The following is a 25,993-nucleotide window of genomic DNA, read 5'->3' as shown; positions in this document are numbered from 1 at the left end:
TCAGCTTTTTTTATTATTTTACATAGTTTTCTTTAACAACTGTTGCACAACGCTCACATAATGTTTCATGTTCAGCATCTTTACCAATTGTTTCTGAAACTACCCAACAACGTTCACATGTTTCACCAGTTGCTTGAGCAACAACAACCGCTGTATGTTCATACTTCGGTGCATCTGCTGGCGCTTCATCCATCATACCACCAAGTTTATACTCAGAAACGATGAATAATTGCTTTAAGTCTTCACTAATAGACTCTAACATAGCTTTCATTTCTGCAGTTGGATATAGCGTAATGCTTGCATTTAATGACTTACCGATTACTTTTTCATTACGAGCTACTTCTAGTGCTTTTAACACGTCATCACGTAATGTCATAAATGCATCCCATTTTGTTTTTAACGCTTCCGCGTCATCTAATTGTACAGCTTCTGGCATATCAGTTAATTGTACACTTTCTTCTGTTACGCCTGGAATGTATGGCCATACTTCATCAGCTGTATGCGGTAAGATTGGTGTTACAAGTTTCGTTAACGCAACAAGAACATCATATAATACAGTTTGAATCGCACGACGATCTTCGTGGTTTGCACCTTCAATATATAAAATGTCTTTTGCAAAGTCTAAATAGAATGAACTTAAATCAATTGTACAGAAGTTATGAATTGCATGATACACAGCAGCGAAGTCGTATGTCTCATATGCTTCTTTAACTTTTGTAATTAAGTCATTTAATTTCACTAACATGTAACGATCTACTTCACGAAGTTCAGCTACAGCTACTGCATTTTCACTTGGCTTAAAGTCGTCTAAGTTTCCTAATAAGAAACGGAATGTGTTACGGATTTTACGATACACTTCTGCTACTTGTTTTAAAATATCATCTGAAATACGTACGTCAGATTGATAGTCAACAGAAGATACCCATAAGCGTAAAATGTCTCCGCCTAATTGATCCATAATTTTCTTCGGTACGACAATGTTTCCAATCGACTTACTCATCTTACGTCCTTCACCATCTAGTACGAAACCGTGACTTAGTACGCCTTTATATGGAGCTTTACCTGTTACAGCAACTGCTGTTGATAATGAAGAGTTAAACCAACCACGATACTGGTCAGATCCTTCTAAATATAAATCAGCTGGACGCTGTAAATCTTCGCGCTCTTCTAATACCGCTTGGTGAGAAGAACCTGAATCGAACCATACATCCATGATGTCTGTTTCTTTACGGAATTCGCCATTTGGGCTACCTGGATGTGTAAATCCTTCTGGTAATAGATCTTTCGCTTCACGCTCGAACCATACGTTAGAACCGTGTTCACGGAATAAATCTGCTACATGGTTAATTGTTTCATCCGTAATAATTGGATCACCATTCTCAGCATAGAATACTGGAATTGGCACACCCCATGCACGCTGACGAGAAATACACCAGTCACCACGGTCACGAACCATATTATGAAGACGAGTTTCTCCCCATGCTGGTACCCATTTTGTTTCTGCTACAGCTTCTATTAATTCTTTACGGAATGCTTCAATAGATGCAAACCACTGTGCTGTCGCACGGAAAATAATTGGTTTTTTCGTTCTCCAATCATGTGGGTATGAATGTGTAATGAATGTTAGTTTCAGTAACGCGCCTACTTCTTCTAATTTTTCTGTAATTGGTTTGTTAGCTTTATCATAGAATAAGCCTTCAAATCCAGGTGCCTCATTTGTTAATACACCTTTATCATCGACTGGGCAAAGTACTTCTAATCCATACTTTTTACCAACAACGAAGTCATCTTCCCCGTGTCCTGGTGCTGTATGAACACAACCTGTACCTGCATCTGTTGTTACGTGGTCTCCTAGCATAACTAATGAATCACGATCGTAGAATGGATGTTTTGCAACTGTGTACTCAAGTTCGCTACCTTTTACTGTTTTCACAACTTCAGCATTTTCCCACTCTAACGTTTTTGCAACTGTCTCAAACAGCTCAGAAGCAATGATATATTTCTCATCGTTTACTTTTACAATGCTATATTCAAGCTCTGGGTGAACAGAAATACCTAAGTTTGCAGGTAATGTCCAAGGTGTCGTTGTCCAAATGATGTACTTTTCATCACCTTCTAATACGTTCTTTCCATCTTTTACAGGGAATGCTACGTAAATAGATGCTGATTTTTTATCTTGATATTCAATTTCAGCTTCCGCTAAAGCAGATTCACTCGTTGGAGACCAGTAAACTGGTTTTTGACCTTTATAGATATAACCTTTTTTCGCCATGTCACCAAACACTTTAATTTGTTGTGCTTCATAAGCTGGCTCTAAAGTAATATATGGATTATCCCAATCTGCACGTACACCTAGACGCTTAAATTGTTCACGTTGACGTTCTACTTGTTCATATGCATACTCTGCACATAACTTACGGAACTCAGCAACTGTCATTTCTTTACGTTTTACACCTTTATTTGTTAAAGCTTGTTCAATTGGTAAACCGTGCGTATCCCATCCTGGAACATATGGCGCACTAAAACCAGTCATTGATTTATAACGAACAATAAAGTCTTTTAATACTTTATTTAATGCATGTCCCATATGAATGTCACCATTCGCATATGGAGGTCCATCATGCAATACAAATAAAGGACGTCCTTTTGTATGTTCTTGTACTTTTTCGTAAATATTCATTTCAGCCCATTTTTCTTGCATTGCAGGCTCACGTTTTGGTAAATTCCCACGCATTGGGAACTCTGTTTTTGGCATCAGTAATGTATTTTTGTACTCCATGCTCAATTCCTCCTTACATGTATAAAAGAAACACTTAAAAAACGGAATAAAAAAGAGACCTTCTCATCCCAAAAAGGGACGAGAAAGTCTCCCGCGGTACCACCCTAGTAGATCATATACGTGTGTATAGAATCCTCTTTATATTCTTAACGCGAATACACGCCTACGCTTACTCTATTTGTTCAGCGCGGAACTCCAGGGTGATATTCCCACTATCTCCTTATCCTGAGCTTACACCATCCTCAGTTCGCTATATAAGGTTTGAAAAGGTACTTATCCCTATCTTCGTTTTTCTTAATAAATATGTTGTTTAAAATTATATGTAATAATGAGAAAAACGTCAAGCTTACACTGTTTCTTCTTTTTTCAACAGTTCATCTACTTCGTCTTCTAATTCAATTAGTTTATCCCAATCATCGTTGTTTAACATCTCAAGCTGTGTTTCTAATAACATACGGAAACGAGTTCGGAATACTTTCGCTTGTTTCTTTAGCTCTTCAATATCAAAAGCAACTTTTCTTGATTTTACTAATGCTTCGTTAATAATACGATCAGCATTCTTTTCAGCTTCACGCACAATTAATTTCGCTTCTTTTTGCGCATTACGTTTTACTTCTTCCGCTGCTTCTTGTGCAACGACGATAGATTTGTTTAACGTATCTTCAATATTAGAGAAATGATCTAACTTCCCTTCTAACTGCGCAACTTTTTCTTCTAAAGCTTTTTTCTCACGAATGACCAATTCATAATCTTTGATAATTTGATCAAGAAACTCATTTACTTGATCTTCATCATAGCCACGGAATCCGCGACCAAATTCTTTGTTATGAATATCTAATGGTGTTAACGGCACAACGCCACCTCCAAGTAGTTATCTAAATTTCCTCTTTCAATTATATCTTTTCTTCGACAAAATAGGAGGATTTCCTTCTAAAAAACCAATCATTTTAGTATACCATACAAAATTCTCCATTTGTCGCGTTTTGTTCTACCTTCTACAGAAAATAATTTACTTCGGCCATATCCTCTAACAGAAAAAACATCTCCTGGATAGCATTCATAAGAAGTTTGCTCCACTGTTTTCCAATTGACTTTTACTAAACCATTTTTTATGAAAGGTTGTACTTTCTGTCTAGATAAATGTAACATTTCAGCTAACATAACATCTAAACGAAGTGAAGAAACCGTTCCAGATTTCTCTCCCCACGTTTCATCTATCTGTAGAATTTGTTCTCCTTGCACTGACGCTAAAGAGACTTTTACTTTCCCTATTGATTGTAAGTTCATCTCAATATACGATACAATTTCTTTCGCAACTACAATTTGGGCACGATTTTCTTGCAGCAAAATATCACCACATTTTTCTCTTGTTAAACCAAGAGACATAAATGTACCTAATATTTGCCTATGTTCTAGCGTATAAAACTTGGAAGGATAGTCAATTTCTAATACTTCTACTTGAAATTCTTCTTCATTTAATTCTAGATAGTCTGGATAAATAAGTGCTCTTTTACGCTCTGCATTAGGCGTTGCACCACCAAATTGCACAGCAACATCACCTTGTCCTATTACCATAGAAACAATTTGTTGTTGCCTAGGATCAAGAAAATCCGTTAACTTCACTTGATGGTATTCCGCCGCTCGCTTCCACTCTAGCACTTTATCCACAAAGACCTCCTCATCAGGCCTAAAATGTTCGTAGATGCTCATGTATTTACCTTCTTACTATAAGAAATAGCTTAATAAACTGAACAAACCAGTTTTAGCAAGTTTCAACGCAAAGATCGCAACGATTGGAGAAATATCAATCATTCCAAGCGGCGGAATAAAGCGGCGGAATGGTTCTAAATACGGTTCACAAATACGTGCCAGGAACTCTCCAAAAGCTGATTCCTTTGCACCAGGAAACCATGATAGGAGAATGTAAATAATAAGTGCCCACGAGTAAATCTCGATAGCATAACTTAACACTATAAAAACTGTTGTCATGGCGTATTACCACCTCTTTATATTTGTTTCTTCTTCTTCACCGAATAACTCTGAAATCGCACCAACAATATCTACATTTTCAGGTGTACACATAAATGTTTTCGGCCCTATTTTTTGAATGTCCCCGCCTATAGCGTATACAGTACCACTTAAAAAGTCAACGATACGTACCGCTTGATCAGTAGACATTCTCTGCAAATTAATTACAACAGCTCGTCTACCTTTTAAGTGGTCCGCAATCCCTTGTGCTTCCGAATATGTGCGTGGTTCTAATAAAACAACTTTTGAAGATTGTTTTGCTGTTTCAATACTCACAACATTTTGCTTCGGTTGCGCTTTCGGAAACGTAACGTCTTGTTGTTCTGGTGGATCTTGCTGCTTTTTCATGTCTGTTTGCTCCTTTTCATAACCATATTGAGCTGCTTCTTTTTCTTCCGGTGTATCAAAAAAGAAGTATTTTACTTTTGACCAACTCATAATAAGATTCTCCTTCCTTTTACGCTTTTCCTACTAAAATCGTTCCCAAACGAATATATGTAGCCCCTTCTTCAATTGCAATTGTGTAATCGTTGGACATTCCCATTGATAATTCTTTACATGGCGCATGTAATAACTCTAGCTCCTGCACCTCTGTTTGCAGCATACGTAATTCCTTAAAACAGCGTCTGATTTCTTCCTCTTCTTCTGTAAATGGAGCCATCGTCATTAGTCCAACCACTTCAATTTTATCGAATTCTTGCAAACTTTGAATAAAAGAAACAACCTCTTCTATTGCCAATCCTTGCTTCGATTCTTCAGATGAGGTTTTCACTTGAATAAAGCATTTCACTTTCTTATCAGCACGTTTTTGAATTTCTTTCGCCAGCGAAAGACGATCTAACGAATGTAAATAATCAATTTCATTAATGATTTCTTTTACTTTTCTCGTTTGTAATGAGCCAATAAAGTGCCAATTAACTTTTGAACCGAAATGCTCGTATTTCTGTAAGAAACCTTCATTTCTATTTTCACCTAAATCGATAATTCCAGCTTCAATTACTTCGTTTGTTTTTTCAATCCCTACAGTTTTTGTAACTGCAACAAGTTTAATATCTTGCAACGAACGTCCAGCTCGAGCGCAAGATTCTTTAATAGCTTCGTTTACAATTACTAAATTTTCTTGTACTGTCACTTGCTTCCTTCCTCCTTAAAACCTATGAAACTCAACATTCTTCCTGTCTTACCTTGATCACGACGATGAGAGAAAAATAGTTGCTCTTCACAGCTTGTACAAAGAGATGACATTACAATATGCTCTTCTTTTATGCCTGCTTGTACACATAATATACGATTAATGTCTTTTAAATTAATTGCGTACTGCCCGTCAGAAATTTTTTGATGAGGAACAGCACCGCTAACTACTTCCTGTGCTGCTGTTAATACACGATCATCCACAACATAACAACAAGATCCGATCGACGGCCCAATTGCAACATGAATTTCATCACTTGAAATACCTTCTGCATTCCACTTTTGAATCATTTCCTTTGCAATCTCTTGTACAGTGCCTTTCCATCCAGCATGCGCAAGTCCTATCATACCATGTGATGGTGCATAAAAATAGAGCGGAACACAATCCGCGTAACAAGACGTTAACAGAACATCTTCATTACTCGTATAAATGCCATCTGTTTTTGAAATGCCGTCCTCATATGAATAGACACCACTTCCCTTTTCCTGTTGCCCTACTTTTTCAACATGATGAGCATGAACTTGTTCAGAGCAAATCCAGTTTTCTAATGGTTTTTGTAACTTATTTGCTAAAATGCGTCTGTTTTCATGAACGTTCTCCACGATATCATTCACATGTAATCCTAAATTCATCGCATGAAAGGAGCCCGTACTTATCCCACCATCTTTTGTCGTAAATCCAGCAGTAATGTTTCCAAGTTCTTTCCACGCTTGTAAATACAGTATACCGTCCACATATTTAAATGGTTCTCTCATAATAAAGCGGCTCCTTTTAATTAAAATAACAGAAAAAAGCATGGTACTTCCTGTCTATTTTACCATACTTTTATTTTTTCATAATCCTAACAGAAAAAAAAGAGGAATTTGTAATATTCTTTATGAAATTGTCGGTGTTTGTATTGATTCTGTTACAGAATTAACAGGATTTACTCTTACAAGTATGACATCCTCCCCAATTTTCACAATTTCCTTCCAAGGAATTACAATCTCAACATCTTTTCCAAAAATACCTAGCATACGTGTCTGTTTGGAAATAATAACAGAACAAACTTGCCCTGTGTTCATATCAATTTCAATATCTCCAATATTCCCAATCCTTTTTCCATCTGAAATATTTATAACATCCTTCATCTGTAACTCTGAAATTCGTATCACCATTTTTATCCTCTCCCTTATATGACAAATTGGAAACTGTTTCTCATATTTACAGGAAGCCATCTATACGAAACACCATGCTAGTTTCATTATATGAACACTAATCCCCTACTATGAGCACAAACCATATTACATATAAAAAGGTCTCACCATAATTGGTGAGACCTTATCCTTGAATCGTTTTATTCATTTGTTTAATAGCTGACTTCTCTAAACGTGATACTTGCGCTTGGGAAATCCCAATTTCTTCTGCAACTTCCATCTGTGTCTTTCCTTGGAAGAAACGTTTTCTAATAATCATTTTCTCTCTATCATTTAAACGCTTCATTCCTTCTTTCAATGCTAATTCTTCAACCCACTGCTCGTCCTTTTGTTTTTCATCACTTAACTGATCCATAACAAAGATAGGATCTCCCCCATCATTATAAATCGGTTCAAATAATGAAACTGGATCTTGAATCGCATCTAAAGCAAATACTATCTCTTCATGAGTTACTTCTAGCACTTTTGCAATATCCATTGCTGTTGGTTCTTTTGAATTTTCTGCAATCAATTTTTCTCTTACTTGCAAAGCTTTATACGCAATATCTCGCAATGAGCGCGATACGCGAATCGGATTATTATCACGCAAATATCTGCGTATTTCCCCAATAATCATCGGCACAGCATACGTTGAAAATTTTACATTTTGGCCTAAATCAAAATTATCAATTGATTTCATAAGTCCGATGCAACCAACTTGAAATAAATCGTCAACATATTCTCCTCTGTTATTAAATCTTTGGATGACGCTCAGTACAAGACGTAAGTTTCCATTCACTAATTTTTCTCTTGCGCTTATCTCTCCACTTTGCATTTCACGAAATAATTTACGCATTTCATCATTTTTTAATACTGGAAGTTTAGCTGTATCAACACCGCAAATTTCTACTTTGTTTCTCGTCAAAGTGTTCCCTCCTATCGGGAGTTGCTGTACAGTGTAAAGTATTTCCTTTGAAGGGGATTTTATGCATGTGGTTTTTTCACGATTTTTTATTTAAATTATCTTTCCTAATACAACTAAATAGAATAAGACCAGCCTACATAACGGCTGGTCTTATTCTTCACACCATTTTATTAAATTCTTTTCGTAATCTTTTTATAATTCTTTTTTCTAAACGCGAAATGTATGACTGTGAAATCCCAAGCATATCCGCCACATCTTTTTGCGTCTTTTCCTCTCCTCCAGCAAGCCCAAACCGAAGTTCCATAATTTGTTTTTCACGATCATTTAATTGGTGTAATGCTTTCATTAAAAGGTGACGATCTACAGTAGCTTCTAAATCTTTTGTAATAATATCATCATCTGTACCTAACACGTCAGACAATAACAGTTCATTCCCATCCCAATCAATGTTTAGTGGTTCATCAAAAGAAACTTCCGAACGATTTTTGTTATTTCGACGTAAATGCATTAAAATTTCATTTTCTATACAACGCGATGCATATGTTGCTAATTTTATTTTCTTTTCTGGATTAAATGTATTTACCGCTTTAATAAGGCCGATTGTTCCTATACTAATCAAATCTTCAATATTTATCCCTGTATTTTCAAACTTTCTTGCTATATATACAACGAGCCTTAAGTTACGTTCAATAAGTAATGACCTTGCTGCCTGATCTCCTTTTGGCAATTTATTCAAAAGAACTTCCTCTTCTTCTTTTGTTAACGGTGGTGGCAACGCTTCACTTCCACCAATATAATAAATTTCATCGGTCTTAATTCCTAATTTCAGCAATACTTTATACCAAAGGTATACTAAATAAAATTTTAATTTCATCATATTATCCCGCCTCTCATTTATTAAGCGATCACCATTTTTTGCGAAATCAACATTTTTGGATGCACAATACATTGATACTCCCCATTAGTAGACAGCTGTTGTGTATTTAATCCAATTAATACTTTGTTTACAACAATAGAACTACCTTCATGGTCAACTTGCACACTGTCAGGCTTAATTGCCCACAAAAATTGACTCTCTACTCCTACTGCACGGAAAGGAATTAAGCGTAATTTGGTCGCCCAACCAGAATCATTTTCTGGTATTTGAGGAATTTCTGTTTTGGAATAAATTTGTTCTGTTAACCAAGATGGTAAGCAATGTTCTAATGATGAAACATGCATAATCATAACAGGTGTTTTTGTTAATGGGTCATAAAGTTGGTTCCCACTGTCAATAAGACCTGCGAGTTCTAGTTCTTCTTCGGCTAATTGAATTTTTACTTTCACAATTTGATCATAGTGTATTTTCGTGACCTCTACGCTTTCAATACGCTTTTTAGAAAAATAATAAATTACTGGAAAACCAAAAATAACAAATAACCAACTAATTGGATCACCGTAAGAAATTGACTGAGATTGAACCAATCCATTTACCATTTCATTCGTTTGCAAAAAGAAATGAGTTCCAATTAATCCTCCGCCAACCATAAAGGTTACAAAGTAAAAAGTAAAAACAGTTTGTGCATAATTTCTAAATGTTGTAAACCCAAATGCTGTATACACAATAAGTAACGAGTACAGTAGTTTCATAATTGGATGTGTCATCATAGAAGCAAAAGGAGTAAAGGCAAAAATAACAATAGTTGAACCTATAAATGCCCCTAACACAAGCCTCCATCTTTTGATTTTCTTTTTTAACACGGTAGCTGTTAATAAAAGCAAAAGAAAATCAATGCAGGCGTTTAACAACCAAACAACGTCGGCGTAAACAACCAAACAATTCACCTCTTTTTTCAAGTTGAGACTAGTATAATGCATATCCAATAGGAAAGTGTGTCAATTTGCGGAGGTGTTTTTTTGTTATTTTGTGATTTCTAGACATAATCTGTCGGTAAAAAATAAAAGTACAAATTCATAGAATGATATACTCTTATTTTCACAAACAAAATATATTGAAATATACGAAATAAAAAAAAAGACCTGCTTAGCAGGTCTTTTCCATAAAAAACAAAAAGGAGCATGAAAGCTCCTTTTTTTATCGTCTACGACGGTTACGTAAAAATGCTGGAATATCGATATCATCTGAATCTGAATGACGCTCATGTACAACTGGCTCTTCACGCTTCATTTCACGTTTTACTTCACGCTGTTTTGAAGGTTGAGCTACTGGTTGTTGCTGTTGTTGCGTGTGGTTCGCATTCGGACGAATAATTGGTTTTGGTGGTTGAGTTGCAATGCTATCATCAAAACCAGTTGCAATTACAGTTACAACGATATCATCTTTTAATCCTTCGTTAATAACAGAACCGAAGATCATATTTACTTCTGGATCTGAAGCTGAAGCTACGATGTCTGCCGCTTCTTGTACTTCATATAAGCTTAAGTTAGCGCCACCCGTAATGTTCATGATAACACCTTGAGCTCCATCAATAGATGTTTCTAGTAATGGGCTAGAAATCGCTTTTTTCGCAGCTTCTGCAGCACGATTTTCCCCATTACCAGAACCAATACCCATTAAAGCAGAACCTCTATTAGACATAATTGTCTTTACGTCTGCAAAGTCTAAGTTAATTAAACCTGGCGTTGCAATTAAATCCGAAATACCTTGAACACCTTGACGTAATACGTTATCAGCTTCACGGAATGCTTCTAACATTGGCGTATTTTTATCAACAATCTCTAATAAGCGATCGTTTGGAATTACAATAAGAGTATCTACATTTTCTTTAAATGCTGCAATACCAGATGCTGCTTGCGTCGCACGCTTACGTCCTTCAAAAGTAAATGGACGTGTTACAACACCTACTGTTAAAGCACCTAATTCTTTTGCAACTTGAGCAACAACTGGAGCTGCACCAGTTCCAGTTCCACCGCCCATACCGGCAGTTACGAAGACCATATCCGCACCACGAAGTGCTTCTTGAATCTGTTCTTTACTTTCTTCTGCAGCTTTTTTCCCTACTTCAGGGTTTGCGCCTGCACCAAGTCCACGCGTTAATTTTCCACCAATTTGCATTTTTGTTTCAGCTTTTGATAGATTTAATGCTTGTGCATCAGTGTTCACAGCGATAAAGTCTACACCTTGTACACCGTGTTCAATCATACGGTTTACAGCATTGTTTCCGCCACCGCCGACACCGATAACTTTTATATTCGCTAATTGATCTTGAGTAGTATCAAACTCTAACATGTCGAAATCCCCCTAGAACCTCATTTTTCGTGTCCAATTTTAATCCCATAAATAACGGAATACACGTTTTACTTTTGACATCATGCGGTCATCATTTTGATTATTATTGTTTTGATTACGAGTTTTTTGTTTCGTGGGTTGCTGTTGTACCGGCGTTGGTGCTGGTGCTGGTACTGGTTCAAAATGCTCTTGCTTTTCCTGCACATTTTTCCCACGTAATTTAGCTTTTTGATAAGAATGTTTAATTAATCCAACTCCACTTGTATATTGGGGCTCACGCACACCAATATAATCAGGAGTTGCTACACGAACATTTTCATGTAAAATATCATATGCAAGATCAAGAACACCTGGCATAGAAGCAATTCCGCCAGTTAGTACATAACCAGAAGCCACTTGCTTTACTCCTAACTTACGCACTTCATCTTGAACAAACATTAAAATTTCCTCTACACGAGCCTCTATTATATCCGATAATTCCAACTGAGAATATTGTTCTGTTTGATCACTTCCCATAATAGGAACCGTAAACATCTCTTCTTCAGATGCTGTATCATAAAAAGCATGTCCATATTTCAACTTAATTTGATCTGCATTTTCTGTTGAAGTTTTCAACCCAATCGCAATATCTTTCGTTATATGGTCTCCACCTAATGGTAATACGCTCGTCGCTTGTAACTCTCCATCTTTAAAAATAGATAAAGTTGTAGATCCTCCCCCCATATCAACAAGGGCTACTCCTCTATTTTTTTCATCTGAAGATATTGCAACTGTTGCAGCCGCTAAAGGTTGAAGACAAATATCAACAATTTCAAGACCTGCTTTTTCTACACAACGAAGTAGGTTATGTAGTAAAGTTCTCGAGCCTGTAATAAGTGTACCTTCCATTTCTAATCTTACACCGATCATCCCGCGTGGATCGTTAATCTCGTCAAGACCGTCTACGATGAACTGTCGAGGTACCACATCAATAAACTCACGTTCTGGAGCAATTGACACAACTTGTGCTGCATCTAGAACGCGTAAGACATCTTCATTCCCGATTTCACGATCTTCATTTGAAACAGCGACTACTCCGTGACAAGGAAGTAGCTGTACCTGGTTTGCATTGACACCTACTACAACTTGCTCAATGTGGATTCCCACCATGCGCTCAGCTTGTTCAATTGCTTTTTTAATTGATCGAACAGTCTCGTCTATATCAACTATCGATCCCTTCTTTAAACCATTTGATTTTACATTTCCAACACCAATAATGTTTAAGCTGTCATTAACCATTTCACCAATGATGACTTTAACATTGGATGTACCGATGTCAAGACTAACATATATTTCATTGCTGTTCATTCTTTGGCACCTCCTTCTTTATTTATACCATACAACTCAATATATGGAACAACAATCGCAACTTTACTATTTATAAGAAAAATATTCAACGTCTTTATACGTTTCCCTTTTTTAACCCTATATTTTTCTTATTTTTATTTAGCATTCAATTAAGAATATCGCAGTAAACTATGAATAACTGCTTATCTTGAAATAATTCTATTTCGAGTGTAAAGTTTACCGCCAAGTATAAGTCTACACTAAGATGTACTCATAGAAAAGTGAAACTTGTACCAATACTAGTATGAATCTAAGAATTTTTACATATTTTTCATCAAATGAACCATTCTTCTAAATTCGTATACACATAATAGAACATTCGTTTCGTTTTTTCTGCTATAAGTAACGAAAACTACCATTCTATTCTTTTTTTTCTTCCGCACCTAATTCTTTCGTATATGCACCTACTTCTAAGTCAATTAATACCTTCTTACCTGGCTCAATTGTTTTTAAAATAAGCGGATAGGCTTCCATACGTTTTGCGAAATTTTGAATTGTAGTGCTCACTTCATAACCTTCATTCATATATAAAGTAAGATGATCTTCATTCGCATTCGTTGGTGAATAGCGAATCTCCGAAATAGATTTTAAAATAGCTGGTGTTAATTTTTCTAGTTCAGCGATTAACTCCTTCATTTTCTCTTCTTTAAAAGGTTCGAAAATCGGTGCTGCAACAGGAAGTTTTCCATTAGGTAGTACATCAAGTGTTTTTCCATTCTCTAATAACGGTTGTAATTTTCCCTCTTTATTTATATAACCAATCGTTACATATTCTTCGATATGAATATCAATATTGTTTGGAAAACGTTTTTTTACATTTACTGCTTTAATTTCTTTTCGCTTCGTTAAGTTTTCTTCAGCTTTATGTGCTGTCACTCGGAAATAACTTGTATCATATGTCACGCCTGAATCCTTCATTACTTGTTCATCCGTCATATAGTGATTTCCAAACACACTAATCTTTTTTATATTACTAAGCGGAGACCGAAAATAAATTAAAAAGAGCACTAATAAAAATAAAATTGATATGTATAAAATCAATCGATGATTAACATTTTTTTTGTTTTTTTTCTTTTGATTTTTCAATTTTGGTACACGATCTTGTAGTTTAATCACTTTACTATTATTCATGTACGATCCCCCTATGTAACATAAAGAACGGCATGTTCCTCATGCCGTTCTTATCTTCTTATTATAACATAAATGATAATGAGCGGAACGAATAACCGTTATCTTCCAATGATTTCTACTTCTGTGTGCATATCTACATCAAATTTATCCTTAATTGTATGTTTTATTAATTCAATTAAAGACAATACATCTTGCGCTGAAGCTCCCCCGGTATTAACAATAAAATTGCCATGCATTTCAGAAATTTGAGCTCCACCAATCCTATAACCACGAAGCCCTGCTTTTTCTACTAAATCTCCTGCAAAATGTGGGATTGGATTCCGAAATACACTTCCTGCACACGGGTGATTCCATGGTTGCGTTTCACGGCGGTAATCTTTATTATTTTGCATGCTACGTACAATTTCTTCACGTTTTCCCGCCTGTAATTGAAACACCGCCTCTAAAACAATACCAGGACGTTTCGTTTGCAATACAGATGCCCGATAAGAAAACTCCAGTTCTTTATTCGTTAACCAGTCAATTGTACCGTCTTCAAACAGAATGAGAGCCTTCGATAATACACTCGATATATCCGATTTATGTGCACCTGCATTCATATATACTGCACCACCGACACTTCCTGGAATACCGCTTGCAAACTCCAATCCAGCTAACCCTTGACGACTAAGTAAAGTTGACAATTTAATAAGAGGATATCCACTACCAACTCTTACCTTATGTTTTTCGACCTCTAAGTGATCTAATCCTTCTCCTAAACGAATAACAACACCTTCTATGCCTTGATCAGATACAAGAAGGTTTGAACCGCGACCAATTACAGTCCACTTCGTTTTGTATTGTTTTACTAACTGTAATGTTTTTTCAATACCGGCTACATGCTTTGGCACAATTAAAATATCCGCTGGTCCACCTATTTTCATAGTTGTATAACGTGCTAACGGCTCGTTAACTAAAACACGACCAACGTCTGCTTCTATAAGCTCATTTACTAATTGTTCCATAGACAATCTCCCCCATATTAAGTCTCCTTATGACAATAATATGCAGGGCGTTCACCTAACGTTATCCCTCTATTTACGGGCAGTACAGCTCCTAAATCAAAATTAGGCGATAATAAAGAAATTAGGCGGAATGAGGATACCAGTAAACATCCGATTAGTGAAAGGTAATAATCAACGAGAGAGAATCACTCCCCGCTGATTAAAGCCTCACTTTATTTTTTTACAAGCTTATTCATTACTTCATACAGCTTATTTGCTGCATCTGGAATACCTAGTTGCTTAGCAGCTAGCTTCATATTTTGTAATGTTTGTGCATCTAATAAAATCTCATCAATATCACGAATAAGCGTTTCAGCTGTTAAATCTTTTTCTAGTAACATTTTTGCCGCTCCTTTATCAACAACTGAACGTGCATTCTTTTCCTGATGATTATTTGTTACATACGGACTCGGTATTAACACACTTGGTTTTCCTAACGCTGTTAATTCTGCAAGTGTTGTTGCCCCAGCCCTTGAAACAACAAGGTCTACACCAGTTAGTACCTCTGGCATATTATGAATGAACGGCTTAATAATAACATTGCTTGGGTTCCCTTTTTGCTTCACGGCTTCCATCACTTTGTCATAATGTACTTCACCTGTTACATATAGTATTTCGTAGCTTTTGTTCCCAAACTGTTCAATTGCTTCAACGAAGGCATCGTTAATCGGTCTAGCCCCACGACTTCCACCAAATATAAGTACAGACTTTTTAGGAAGAGAAAGCCCAACTGAACGTTTCCCCTTCATTCCATTTTGATCCATTACCTCTGATGCTCGTGGATTACCTGTCATTACCACTTTTGACTCTGGAAAATGCTCTATAGCTGCTTCAAAACAAACAGCAACTTTATCAACATAACGGCTTAAAAACTTGTTCGTTACACCTGGTACACTATTTTGTTCATGTACAATAGTTGGAATACCTAATTTGGCTGCAGCGTATACAACTGGTCCACATACATATCCACCCGTTCCAATTACGATATCCGGATTAAAACGACGAATATATCGTTTACTATCCTGTACACCTTTTAGAAAACGCATTACTGTTTTCACATTATCTAATGATATTTTTCGTTTAAATCCACTTATAACAATAGATTGAAATGGTATACCTGCTTTTGGAACGATTGTACTCTCTAGTCCATTTTCCGTACCAATATATAAAAATCTTGCTTCTGGATTTAACTTTTTTATTTCTCTAATTAAAGCAAGAGCTGGATAAATATGACCACCAGTACCCCCACCACTCACTAATACACGCACTACTAACTCCTCCGCTTCTCTTTTCTTATTTCCATTATATTTATTTCTATATACATATTGCATTTTTACACACATACGAAAAACCCTGTCTTATAAACAGGGTTAGTAGCGAGAATGGCGACTTATATTTAATAATACACCTACTGCCATTAACATTAATGTCAAACTTGATCCACCATAACTTAAAAACGGCAAGGTAATACCCGTAACAGGCATCAGTCCTGTTACAACACCAACATTAATCATTACTTGAATCGCAATCATCGCCACAATACCTACTGCTAAAAACGTACCATATAAATCTGGCGCTCCTAATGCGATACGAATCCCGCGCCATAATAATAGACTAAATAATAATAACACAAATGAACCACCAATAAAACCTAATTCCTCGGATAAGATCGCAAATATAAAGTCAGTTTGTGGTTCAGGTAAATAAAGAAATTTTTGTCTACTTTGTCCAAGTCCAAGCCCAAATAATCCACCAGGTCCAATTGCAAGTAATGATTGGATAATTTGAAATCCACTCCCGAGCGGATCTGACCACGGATCTAAATATGATGTAATGCGTTTCATTCGATACGGTGCTGATGCAATTAACCCTACAAATCCTGCTACACCAATCAAACCAAACATTGCAAAGTGAAAGACTCTCGCTCCCGAAATGAATATCATAATGATACATGTCCCAACCATTACCGTTCCTGTCCCAAGGTCTGGCTGTAACATAATCATCCCAAAAGCAAGAAACACAAAACTAAGAGCCGGTAATAAACCACGTTTAAAAGATGTAATCAATTTTTGCCGTTCTGCTAAAAACTTTGCCAAGAAAATAATCATCGCAAACTTCATAAATTCTGACGGTTGAATCGAAAATGCTCCGATTCCAATCCAACTTCGTGCTCCTCCTCGAACAAGACCTACTCCAGGAATAAGAACGAGAATAAGAAGAATGAAGCAAACTAGCAAAATCACTTTTGAATACGTACGCCACACCCAATAATCAATTTTCATAATAAAAAACATAGCTACTACACCAAGACCCGCAAACAGTAATTGTCTTTTTGCAAAAAAGAATGAGTCCCCCATTTTATAAGAGGCCCAAACTGCACTCGCACTATAAACCATAATCATTCCGATTGTCAACAATGAAAGTGTTACGATGATGAGAATAAAATCAGGCGTTTTCTTCATTACCCACAAACACCACCTCTTTAGGCAGAACCTTTTGCCCTATGTAACAAAACATCAGTAGGTGTTAGCCTACTGATGTTTTGATTTACTTTATATAAGTTTATGCACAGCTTGTATAAAAATGTCTCCTCTTTCTTCAAATGTTTTAAATTGATCCCAGCTTGCACACGCTGGAGAAAGAAGAACGACATCACCATCTTTAGAATGAGCATAAGCTTTCACCACTGCTTCATCTAAAGTATCGACACTTTCAATTATATCTAATCCCGCTTTTTCTGCCGCTCTTACTAGTTTAGGAGCTGTTTGTCCAAATGTTACAATCGCTTTTACATTTTTGAAATACGGAATTAAATCATCGAATTCATTTCCGCGATCAAGCCCACCTGCTAGTAACACAATCGGTTGTGTAAACGCAGATAGTGCTTTCTCAGTCGCTAACATATTCGTTGCTTTTGAATCATTATAAAACTTACGGTTGTTAATCGTTGTTACATATTCTAAACGATGTTTTACACCCGTAAAACGTTTTAACACGACCGTAATTGCTTCATTAGAAGTACCTAATAATTTCGCAATACTCATCGCAGCTAAAATATTTTCTAGATTATGTTGACCAGGTAAAACGATATCGCTTACTTCAACAACTTTTTCACCTTTGAAATAAAGAGCGTTATCTTTTATACACGCACCATCTTCAATTTCTTTCGTTGTCGAAAACAGGATTTTTTGACCTTTAGAATACGCAGACAAAGCCATCACATCTGCATCATCCGCATTTATTACACTATAATCATTTTCTGTTTGGTTTTTAAAAATATTTGCTTTTGCTAAACCATATTCTTTCTTCGTCCCATGATAATCTAAGTGGGCCTCAAATAAATTTAAAAACGCAGCAATTTTAGGTTGGAACAATTCTACTCCCATCAATTGAAACGATGAAAGTTCTGTAACTACAACTTCATTTTCTTTTGCATCCTGTGCTACTTCACACGCTACAGTTCCAATGTTCCCTGCAATTACAGGATGCTTTTGTCCTTCTTTTAGCATTTCAAATGTCAGCATTGTCGTCGTCGTTTTACCGTTAGACCCCGTAATCCCAACAAATGGTGCTTCTGAAATACGATATGCTAATTCAACTTCCGTAACAATCGGAATTTGTTTTTCTTTCGCAGCAACTAATATTGGATTAGAATACGGGATTCCTGGATTTTTTACTACAAGAGAAATATTTCTCTCTAATAATTCTAAAGGATGACCACCGCATACAACGTCCATTCCTTTTGCTTGTAATTCTGCAGCAAGTACATTCTCTGCTAAAGGCTTTCCGTCATTTACAATAACATTTGCCCCTAGCTTTTGTAACAATGTAGCTGCTGCATAACCACTTTTTGCAATACCCAATACAAGAATATTCTTATTTTGAAATTCAGTTACAGTTTTCAATTACATCCACACCCCGATATAAATTCCTAACACAGCTAATAAAAATCCTGCAGACCAAAACGTCACAACAACACGCCACTCTGACCAACCGCATAATTCATAATGATGGTGTAATGGACTCATTTTAAAGACACGTTTTCCTGTTGTTTTAAATGAAATGACCTGAATGATAACCGATAAAGTTTCCATTACGAATACTCCGCCAATAATTACAAGTAGCAATTCTTGTTTTAATAAAATCGCTACAGCTGCAATGGCTCCACCTAAAGCTAATGAACCTGTATCTCCCATAAACACTTTTGCTGGATTCGCATTGAATACTAAAAATCCAAGTACAGCTCCTACAACTGCCATACAGAATATCGCTACTCCAAATTGCTCTTGTGCCACAGCAATAATACTAAATGCTCCAAATGCAATAGCAGCTGTTCCTGATAATAAACCATCTAAACCGTCAGTTAAGTTAACTGCATTTGATCCACCAATAAGCATAAATAGTACAAGTACGAAATACGCCCAACCTAATTCAAACTTAACATCCGTTCCCGGAATCATGATGTATGTGTGGAACGCTTGCCCTTTTCCAATTAAAAAGAATGCAATAGCAATAACAAGCTGACCTACTAATTTTTGCTTTGATGTTAAACCAAGATTTCTCTTCTTAACTACCTTTATGTAGTCATCTAAAAATCCAATCAATCCGTAACCAAACGTCACTAATAGTAATAACGAAACCTCTGCACCTAAATAATTAAACTTAATCGCCATAATAAGTGAAGTTACCATCATAGATACGTATATGACGATACCACCCATTGTCGGTGTCCCTGATTTTTTTTGATGTGACTTCGGTCCCTCATCACGAATACTCTGTCCGAACTTTAATTTTCTTAAAAATGGAATAAACAATGGCGAAAGGGCAACAGAAATTAAGAATGCTACCCCAGCCGTTACTAATAAACCTTGCTCAAGCACATGTAGTCCTCCTCTCACGTTGTTACTCTTCGTTGTTTAAACGCCCTGTAATTGCTTCTTTAGCAACTTCACGATCATCGAAATGATGAACTTCTTTACCAATAATTTGATACGTTTCATGCCCCTTACCAGCAATAATAATGATATCATCTGCTTTCGCTTTAGCGATTGCATGGTGTATTGCTTCTTTTCTATCAATGATCATTTCATAATTTTTCCCGCTTGCACCATGTACCATATCATCTAAAATAGCCGCTGGATCTTCACTTCTTGGATTATCTGATGTATAAATTGCATGAGTTGCATATTTTGTTGCAACACTTGCCATTATCGGTCTCTTCGTTCGGTCCCTATCGCCGCCACAACCAACGATACAATACACATCACCTTTTGCAAATTGTTTTGCAGTTTTTAATACATTTTCTAAACTATCTGGCGTATGTGCGTAATCAACAATAACTGTATAATTTTGCCCTCCATCAACAACTTCAAAACGTCCTGGAACCCCAGCTAAATCCTTTATAACAGCAATGATTGTTTCTAATTTCACACCCGAAACAAGTCCTGCTGCTGTTGCTGCAAGTACGTTATATACATTAAATTTACCTATTAATTTCATTGTAACATTTACACTTTCATATGGTGTGACAAGCGTAAATGTAGTCCCGCCACTCGTCATAACGATATTTTTTGCCATAATGTCACTTGTTGTATCAATACCATATGTTACAACTGTTGCTGCAGTACTTCTCATATACTCTTCTGTTACATTATCATCGCTATTCAGCACAGCGTACTTTTCACGATTATGATTATAACTATTGCCAAGCTGTGCAAATAGTAACCCTTTTGCATGTTTATATTCTTCCATCGTTTTATGATAGTCTAAATGATCTTGTGTTAAATTCGTAAACACCGCTACATCGTAATCACATCCGTGTACACGACCAAGATTTAACGCATGTGACGAAACTTCCATTACCGTGGTGTCCACACCTTGTTCAACCATTTTTGAAAACGTCTGTTGAAGTGTTAGTGCATCTGGTGTTGTATTTTTCACCTCAAATGTTTCATCACCGATTTTCATATTAATCGTTCCAATTAGCCCTGTTTTATGACCATGTGCTCGCATAATCTCATCCATAATATGCGATGTTGTTGTCTTTCCATTTGTACCTGTAATTCCGATTAAATGTAACTTGTGTGTCGGTTGACCATAAAAATAATCAGCTAAAACCGCTAACGAACGAAAAGTATTTTTCACAAGTACAACTGGAACGTCAACATCAATTGGTCTTTCCGCAACAATAGCAGCCGCTCCTTGTGCCGCTGCTTGCTTAGCAAAATCATGGCTATCAACCGTATATCCTTTCATACATACAAATAAGCTTCCCTCTTTCACTTTACGTGAATCAGCTTCTATAGATGTGATTTCTGGATTTTCTTTTGGAACAACTGGAAAATCATGCAAACATGATACAAGTGTATGCAACTTCATTTCACTAAACCCTCTCTACATTGTTTATTTATCTTTTTTTCAGTAAGCAACACATTACCTCCTATATAAGGAGGTAAGTGCTACTGACCTATTTATGAATGAGACACTTACTGTCTCAAATTAAGTAACTGTTCTATAAAGAACTCACTTCCACCAATTGTACCATAAAACGTACTATGTTACCTTTAATTCCCGAAGTAAATTCTAATTTTTGAGCCTTCTTTTACTTTAGCTCCCGCTTCTGGTGATTGTTTAATTACTTTCTCTCCATCTCCACTTATATCAAGCTTCAAATCGACGAGTTGTGTTTGTAAGTCTTTCTTTTTCATTCCAATTAAATTCGGAACTTCCACAGTTGGTGTATCGCCCCATTTATATTCTTTCTCAACTTGTTCTTTTCTCGGTTTCACTCCCATAACAGGAAGCGCATCTCGAAGGATATTCCCGACAATCGGAGCTGCTACCACTCCACCAAACTGTGTAACCCCTTTTGGATTATCAACAGCAACATACACAACAATCTCTGGATCATCCGCTGGAGCAAATCCGATAAAAGATACTATATAATTATTCTCTAAATATTTACCATCTTTCACCTTTTGAGCAGTACCCGTTTTTCCACCTACACGATATCCATCAATATAAGCACCTTTACCAGAACCTTTCGCTACAACATTCTCTAATGCATAACGAACTTTTTCTGAAGTTTCCTTGGAAATAACTTTTCTTTTCTCAACAGGTGTCTTTTTACTAACAACTTGATTATTTTTCGGATCAATAAACTCCTTAGCTATATACGGCTGATACAATGTTCCACCATTTACAGCCGCCGCTACAGCTGCTACTTGTTGAATTGGTGTAACAGAAACCCCTTGGCCGAATGAAGTTGTTGCTTGCTCTACTGGACCAACTTTATCTAAATTAAATAAAATCCCACTGCCTTCACCTTGCAAGTCAATTCCAGTCTTCTGCCCAAAACCAAAATTACGAATGTATTTAAATAATCGGTCTTTACCAAGGCGATCACCAAGTTCAATAAATCCCGGGTTACATGAGTTTTGAACGACTTCTAAAAACGTTTGACTGCCATGACCTCCTGCTTTCCAGCATTTCAATCTAGCTCCACCTACTTCAGCTGCTCCATCATCATAAAACGTATCCTTCTCTAAGTCTACTAAATTTTCATTCAATGCTGCAGCTAATGTAATGATCTTAAATGTTGAACCAGGCTCATACGTACTCCATACAGGTAGATTTCTGTTATACACTTCTGGAGAGACACTTTGAAAATCCGCTGGGTCAAAACTCGGTCGACTAGACATACCTAAAATTTCACCATTTTTAGGATTCATTGCAATCGCAATCATACCGTCAGGATTATAAGTTGACTCCGCAATATTCATTTCTCTTTCCATAATCCTTGTAATACGCGCATCGATTGTTAATCCTAAATTTAAACCAGCTTCTGGCTTTTTGAAATCATCACCAACATTAGGCATCCTTTGTCCTTTCGCATCTGCAAAAAAACGCACATGACCTTTGTCCCCATTTAGCTCTTTATCATAATATTTTTCTAGTCCCATAAGACCTTGGTTATCGCTACCTGCAAAACCTAATACATGTGATAAAAAGTTTCCAAATGGATAGTACCGGATAGAATCCTCTGCGATATACACGCCCTTCAAACTTAATCCTCGTACTTCTTTCGCTTTGTCATGTGATATTTTCCTTCCGCCTTTATCTAACCTTACAATCGATTCTTTTTTTGTAATCCTTTTATAAATCTCATCTTTTTCCACACCTAATACTGCAGCTAACTTCTCTGCAGTCTCTGCTGGTTTTTCAATTTGCCTCGGTACAACAAAGACAGTTGGAGCACTTTTATTCGTGGCAAGTTCCACACCATTTCGGTCTAAAATTTTCCCACGTTCGGGTTCAAAAGTAATATTACGACTCCATGAATCTTTCGCACGATCCGTTAACATATTCCCAAGAAAAAATTGCACATATCCAAGACGAATATCGATAATAGTGAAAATAAGTATACCTGATATAAGTATAAAAATAAGTCGTTTTCTAACTGTTACATTTGATACACGCATATCGGAACAAGCCTCCCTTACGCCTAGCTTGTTCCAATATATGCTTGTACTTATTTAATTAGAACTTATTCTCTTTTACCATTACGGCTTTTCTGCTTCTTGCTGTGGTTCGAGTGGCGGTACGAGTGTGACACCTAATTCTGTACCAGGTTGTAATAATGTTCCTTCCGCCACACTTTGTTCTGTTACGTATCCTGTACCAGAAGGTTTCAAGTTAAGCTGTAATGTCTTCGCTAAATTCATAACATCACGCAGTGCCCATCCTTGTATATTTGGCATTGTAGGCTTATCTCCTACCAAGAAGACTCGGTCGCCTTTTAATGTTTGTTCAGTCGCTTTTGGTACTTGTTGCTGTACTTTCCCTTCACCTAGTACGATTGGACGAAGTTTTGCTTTATCAATCGCTTTCCCCGCTTCAGCCATCGTTTTACCAGTTACATCTGGAACAGTAGTTTGTTGTTCTTTCAGATGTTTTTTCGGATCTTTCACTTCATTTGGCTTAATCTTTAAATACTCTAAACTATTTTTTGTTACATATTTAAAAATATCAGCTAAAGGTTGTGCGCCGTTCTCGTCATCTTTTAATTTCGGCTGTTTAACAGCTACATACACGACAAGTTGTGGATCGTCCATTGGTGCCATACCTAAGAATGAGAATATATAATTCTGTCTTCCTGTCATATAGCCGCCTTTTCCATCCGGAATTTGCGCTGTACCTGTTTTACCACCAACTGAATATCCATCAATTTTATAAGCTGTCCCTGTACCTTTCGGAGATGTAACAACACGTTCTAATAACTGTCTTACTTGCGCTGCTGTTTCCTTTGTAACAGGTTTTCCTACTTCTTCTGGCTTATGTTCTAATTTTACTTTGTCTGTTATCGGATCTACAATTTTATCAATTGCATAAGGTTTCATCATTTTCCCATCATTTGCAATGGCCGTTGCAGCTTGTACAAGCTGAATTGGTGTTACAGTGGAACCTTGTCCAAAAGCTGTTGTCACTTGTTGTATTTGCTGATCAAATAAAATTGTATTCGATCCTTCACCTGATAAATCAATGTTCGTTTTTTCATCTAATCCAAAACTATGAATATATTTTCGGAAACGTTCTGGACCAAGTTTTTGATCTCCTAAAATTGCAAACGCTACGTTTGAAGAACGCTCTACCCCTTCATCAAACGTGATAGAGCCCCAACCAGCACCGCCATTATGATCTTTTATTTTCCTATTTCCGACTTGATATGTCCCGGATTGATAATAATCTTGTCCTTTGTACACACCTTCATTAATAGCTGCCGCTAACGTAAAAATTTTCATTGTTGATCCAGGTTCAAATGCATTGGCAATCGCGTCATTGAAGAAATATTTAATTTGGCGATCATTAGGGTCATAACTAGGTTTAGTAGACATCGCTAATATTTTCCCAGTTTTCGGATCTGCAACAATCCCTATTAAACTTTCTGGCTCATATTGCTTACTTGCTGCTTTCATCGCGTCTTCTAAATAACTTTGGACACGTTGATCAATTGTTAAATAAGCGTTATCTCCATTTTTAGGTGCCTTTACATTAACTTTTCCCCCATCAAGGGACACACCTTTACGATCACCTGTATATGCTACTTCTCCGTTCGAAGCACTTAAGTATTTATCCAAGCTTTTCTCTATGCCAAATTGACCTACCGAGGTTCCATTCTCATTTGGTTTTGCATGACCTATAACGTAAGATGCAAAATCACCGTTTGGATACACCCTTGCATTTTCTGTAATAAAAGATATTCCCGGCAACTTCAACGCTTCTATTTGTTCCTTCTTTTCTTTCGTCAAATCCTTGCCTAACGTTCCAAATTCGACTTGACTTCTACCTTCCTTGTTTAAAGAAGCTAAAATATCCTCTTCGCCTTTTCCAAGTACTCCTGCAATTTTCTTTGCAGTATCTTCTTTATTCTCAACTGAGTTAGCACCTTTTAGTGCAGCTACCATTTTGTAAGAGTTTGCGTCTTGCGCTAACACATGACCGTTTTGATCATAAATGGTTCCTCGGTTCGCTTCAAGAACTCCTGTTTTACTATGCTTTTGTTTAGCAAGTGCATCTAAATCCTGATTATGAACTGTTCCTGTTGATTGTATGTAAAAAAATCGGGCTAATAACAGCAAAAAGAGCAGGAGGAAAAATATCATAAAATAACCTGCTCCCTTATTGGTATGAAATTTAGTCATATTCTTCTTCATCGTTCCTTCACACCTATTGCCTTATTTGAGGCCTTTCACATTATTCGCATTAATTTCTAGCCCGTGTTTTTTTGCAACTTCAGCGATCCGTTCATAGCGACTTAACTTCTCTACTTCAGCTTGTAATTCTTGATTTTCTTTTTGCTGCTGTACAATTTTTTCTTCTATCGTCGCTGCTTCTACATTAACTTGATAAAGGCCTGCTTTATTTCCAATAAACGCGACACAGGCATACAATAAAAAGCCAATAAACGCTACATACAACAGTTTTTCGATTCTTGTAATTTTCGCTTTAACCTTCGGCTTAGCCATCTGCTGTGGGGGCGTTTGAATTTGCACCTCTTCTTGCGCTTGTTGTTTGTACTTTACAGCTAAATTAGTCATACCTCTCTC

At 36.6% G+C, this 25,993-nt stretch carries 23 protein-coding genes and 1 other annotated feature; all 23 genes read right to left on the bottom strand.

Going from position 1 to position 25,993, the window contains the following annotated elements:
• Positions 1 to 13 precede the first annotated feature (13 nt).
• Positions 14 to 2,779: an isoleucine--tRNA ligase gene (gene ileS2, locus ACZDYH_RS03940; protein WP_000455951.1), complete on the bottom strand. Its 2,766-nt coding sequence runs from the start codon at positions 2,777 to 2,779 to the stop codon at positions 14 to 16.
• Between the two features lie 71 nt (positions 2,780 to 2,850).
• Positions 2,851 to 3,074: a binding site (T-box leader), on the bottom strand.
• A gap of 51 nt (positions 3,075 to 3,125) precedes the next feature.
• Positions 3,126 to 3,632 carry a septum site-determining protein DivIVA gene (gene divIVA / locus ACZDYH_RS03935; protein WP_001131611.1) on the bottom strand — a complete coding sequence of 169 codons (507 nt, stop codon included), beginning with the start codon at positions 3,630 to 3,632 and terminating at the stop codon, positions 3,126 to 3,128.
• A gap of 89 nt (positions 3,633 to 3,721) precedes the next feature.
• Positions 3,722 to 4,489, bottom strand: a complete 768-nt coding sequence (locus ACZDYH_RS03930; protein WP_002164454.1) for a YlmH family RNA-binding protein — start codon at positions 4,487 to 4,489, stop codon at positions 3,722 to 3,724.
• Between the two features lie 15 nt (positions 4,490 to 4,504).
• The gene (locus tag ACZDYH_RS03925; protein WP_000214232.1) at positions 4,505 to 4,768 is read right to left on the bottom strand and encodes a YggT family protein; all 264 of its coding nucleotides are present in this window, start codon (positions 4,766 to 4,768) and stop codon (positions 4,505 to 4,507) included.
• Positions 4,769 to 4,774: 6 nt separating this feature from the next.
• Positions 4,775 to 5,245, bottom strand: a complete 471-nt coding sequence (locus ACZDYH_RS03920) for a cell division protein SepF (RefSeq protein ID WP_000119129.1) — start codon at positions 5,243 to 5,245, stop codon at positions 4,775 to 4,777.
• Positions 5,246 to 5,264: 19 nt separating this feature from the next.
• The gene (locus tag ACZDYH_RS03915) at positions 5,265 to 5,939 is read right to left on the bottom strand and encodes a YggS family pyridoxal phosphate-dependent enzyme (protein WP_000218005.1); all 675 of its coding nucleotides are present in this window, start codon (positions 5,937 to 5,939) and stop codon (positions 5,265 to 5,267) included.
• Positions 5,936 to 6,754, bottom strand: coding sequence for a peptidoglycan editing factor PgeF (gene pgeF, locus ACZDYH_RS03910; RefSeq protein WP_088361880.1), 819 nt, complete (start codon positions 6,752 to 6,754; stop codon positions 5,936 to 5,938). The genes ACZDYH_RS03915 and pgeF overlap by 4 nt, the downstream gene beginning before the upstream one ends.
• Before the next feature lie 120 nt (positions 6,755 to 6,874).
• Positions 6,875 to 7,156 carry a YlmC/YmxH family sporulation protein gene (locus ACZDYH_RS03905; RefSeq protein ID WP_000236750.1) on the bottom strand — a complete coding sequence of 94 codons (282 nt, stop codon included), beginning with the start codon at positions 7,154 to 7,156 and terminating at the stop codon, positions 6,875 to 6,877.
• A gap of 163 nt (positions 7,157 to 7,319) precedes the next feature.
• The gene (gene sigG / locus ACZDYH_RS03900; protein WP_000197753.1) at positions 7,320 to 8,099 is read right to left on the bottom strand and encodes an RNA polymerase sporulation sigma factor SigG; all 780 of its coding nucleotides are present in this window, start codon (positions 8,097 to 8,099) and stop codon (positions 7,320 to 7,322) included.
• A 157-nt stretch (positions 8,100 to 8,256) separates the two neighbouring features.
• Positions 8,257 to 8,976: an RNA polymerase sporulation sigma factor SigE gene (gene sigE, locus ACZDYH_RS03895; RefSeq protein ID WP_000976948.1), complete on the bottom strand. Its 720-nt coding sequence runs from the start codon at positions 8,974 to 8,976 to the stop codon at positions 8,257 to 8,259.
• Between the two features lie 20 nt (positions 8,977 to 8,996).
• Complete coding sequence (gene spoIIGA, locus ACZDYH_RS03890; protein WP_000261975.1) at positions 8,997 to 9,914, bottom strand: sigma-E processing peptidase SpoIIGA; 918 nt, start codon at positions 9,912 to 9,914, stop codon at positions 8,997 to 8,999.
• Between the two features lie 259 nt (positions 9,915 to 10,173).
• Positions 10,174 to 11,328, bottom strand: a complete 1,155-nt coding sequence (gene ftsZ, locus ACZDYH_RS03885; RefSeq protein WP_000888984.1) for a cell division protein FtsZ — start codon at positions 11,326 to 11,328, stop codon at positions 10,174 to 10,176.
• A 39-nt stretch (positions 11,329 to 11,367) separates the two neighbouring features.
• Complete coding sequence (gene ftsA, locus ACZDYH_RS03880) at positions 11,368 to 12,675, bottom strand: cell division protein FtsA (RefSeq protein ID WP_001087558.1); 1,308 nt, start codon at positions 12,673 to 12,675, stop codon at positions 11,368 to 11,370.
• 399 nt (positions 12,676 to 13,074) lie between these two features.
• Entirely contained in the window at positions 13,075 to 13,845 is a 771-nt protein-coding gene (divIB, locus tag ACZDYH_RS03875) for a cell division protein DivIB (protein ID WP_001065794.1), read from the bottom strand.
• A gap of 98 nt (positions 13,846 to 13,943) precedes the next feature.
• A complete protein-coding gene (gene murB / locus ACZDYH_RS03870; protein WP_000437024.1) occupies positions 13,944 to 14,849 on the bottom strand; it encodes a UDP-N-acetylmuramate dehydrogenase in 906 nt (301 codons plus the stop codon).
• A gap of 212 nt (positions 14,850 to 15,061) precedes the next feature.
• Positions 15,062 to 16,156: an undecaprenyldiphospho-muramoylpentapeptide beta-N-acetylglucosaminyltransferase gene (gene murG, locus ACZDYH_RS03865; RefSeq protein WP_025709060.1), complete on the bottom strand. Its 1,095-nt coding sequence runs from the start codon at positions 16,154 to 16,156 to the stop codon at positions 15,062 to 15,064.
• 102 nt (positions 16,157 to 16,258) lie between these two features.
• A complete protein-coding gene (spoVE, locus tag ACZDYH_RS03860; RefSeq protein ID WP_000753520.1) occupies positions 16,259 to 17,350 on the bottom strand; it encodes a stage V sporulation protein E in 1,092 nt (363 codons plus the stop codon).
• Positions 17,351 to 17,440: 90 nt separating this feature from the next.
• On the bottom strand, positions 17,441 to 18,793 hold the full coding sequence (murD, locus tag ACZDYH_RS03855) for a UDP-N-acetylmuramoyl-L-alanine--D-glutamate ligase (protein WP_000860116.1): 1,353 nt from the start codon (positions 18,791 to 18,793) through the stop codon (positions 17,441 to 17,443).
• Positions 18,794 to 19,768: a phospho-N-acetylmuramoyl-pentapeptide-transferase gene (mraY, locus tag ACZDYH_RS03850; protein WP_000893060.1), complete on the bottom strand. Its 975-nt coding sequence runs from the start codon at positions 19,766 to 19,768 to the stop codon at positions 18,794 to 18,796.
• A gap of 22 nt (positions 19,769 to 19,790) precedes the next feature.
• On the bottom strand, positions 19,791 to 21,266 hold the full coding sequence (murE, locus tag ACZDYH_RS03845) for a UDP-N-acetylmuramoyl-L-alanyl-D-glutamate--2,6-diaminopimelate ligase (protein WP_474885729.1): 1,476 nt from the start codon (positions 21,264 to 21,266) through the stop codon (positions 19,791 to 19,793).
• A gap of 185 nt (positions 21,267 to 21,451) precedes the next feature.
• The gene (locus ACZDYH_RS03840) at positions 21,452 to 23,368 is read right to left on the bottom strand and encodes a stage V sporulation protein D (RefSeq protein ID WP_001266234.1); all 1,917 of its coding nucleotides are present in this window, start codon (positions 23,366 to 23,368) and stop codon (positions 21,452 to 21,454) included.
• 81 nt (positions 23,369 to 23,449) lie between these two features.
• Positions 23,450 to 25,600: a penicillin-binding protein gene (locus ACZDYH_RS03835; RefSeq protein WP_000739963.1), complete on the bottom strand. Its 2,151-nt coding sequence runs from the start codon at positions 25,598 to 25,600 to the stop codon at positions 23,450 to 23,452.
• Positions 25,601 to 25,621: 21 nt separating this feature from the next.
• Positions 25,622 to 25,984: a cell division protein FtsL gene (gene ftsL / locus ACZDYH_RS03830; protein WP_000182804.1), complete on the bottom strand. Its 363-nt coding sequence runs from the start codon at positions 25,982 to 25,984 to the stop codon at positions 25,622 to 25,624.
• Positions 25,985 to 25,993 lie beyond the last annotated feature (9 nt).

Source organism: Bacillus sp. EB V-12 (assembly GCF_056158125.1).
Note: the sequence above shows the minus strand (reverse complement) of the source record. Positions and strands in the feature narration are given on the sequence as shown.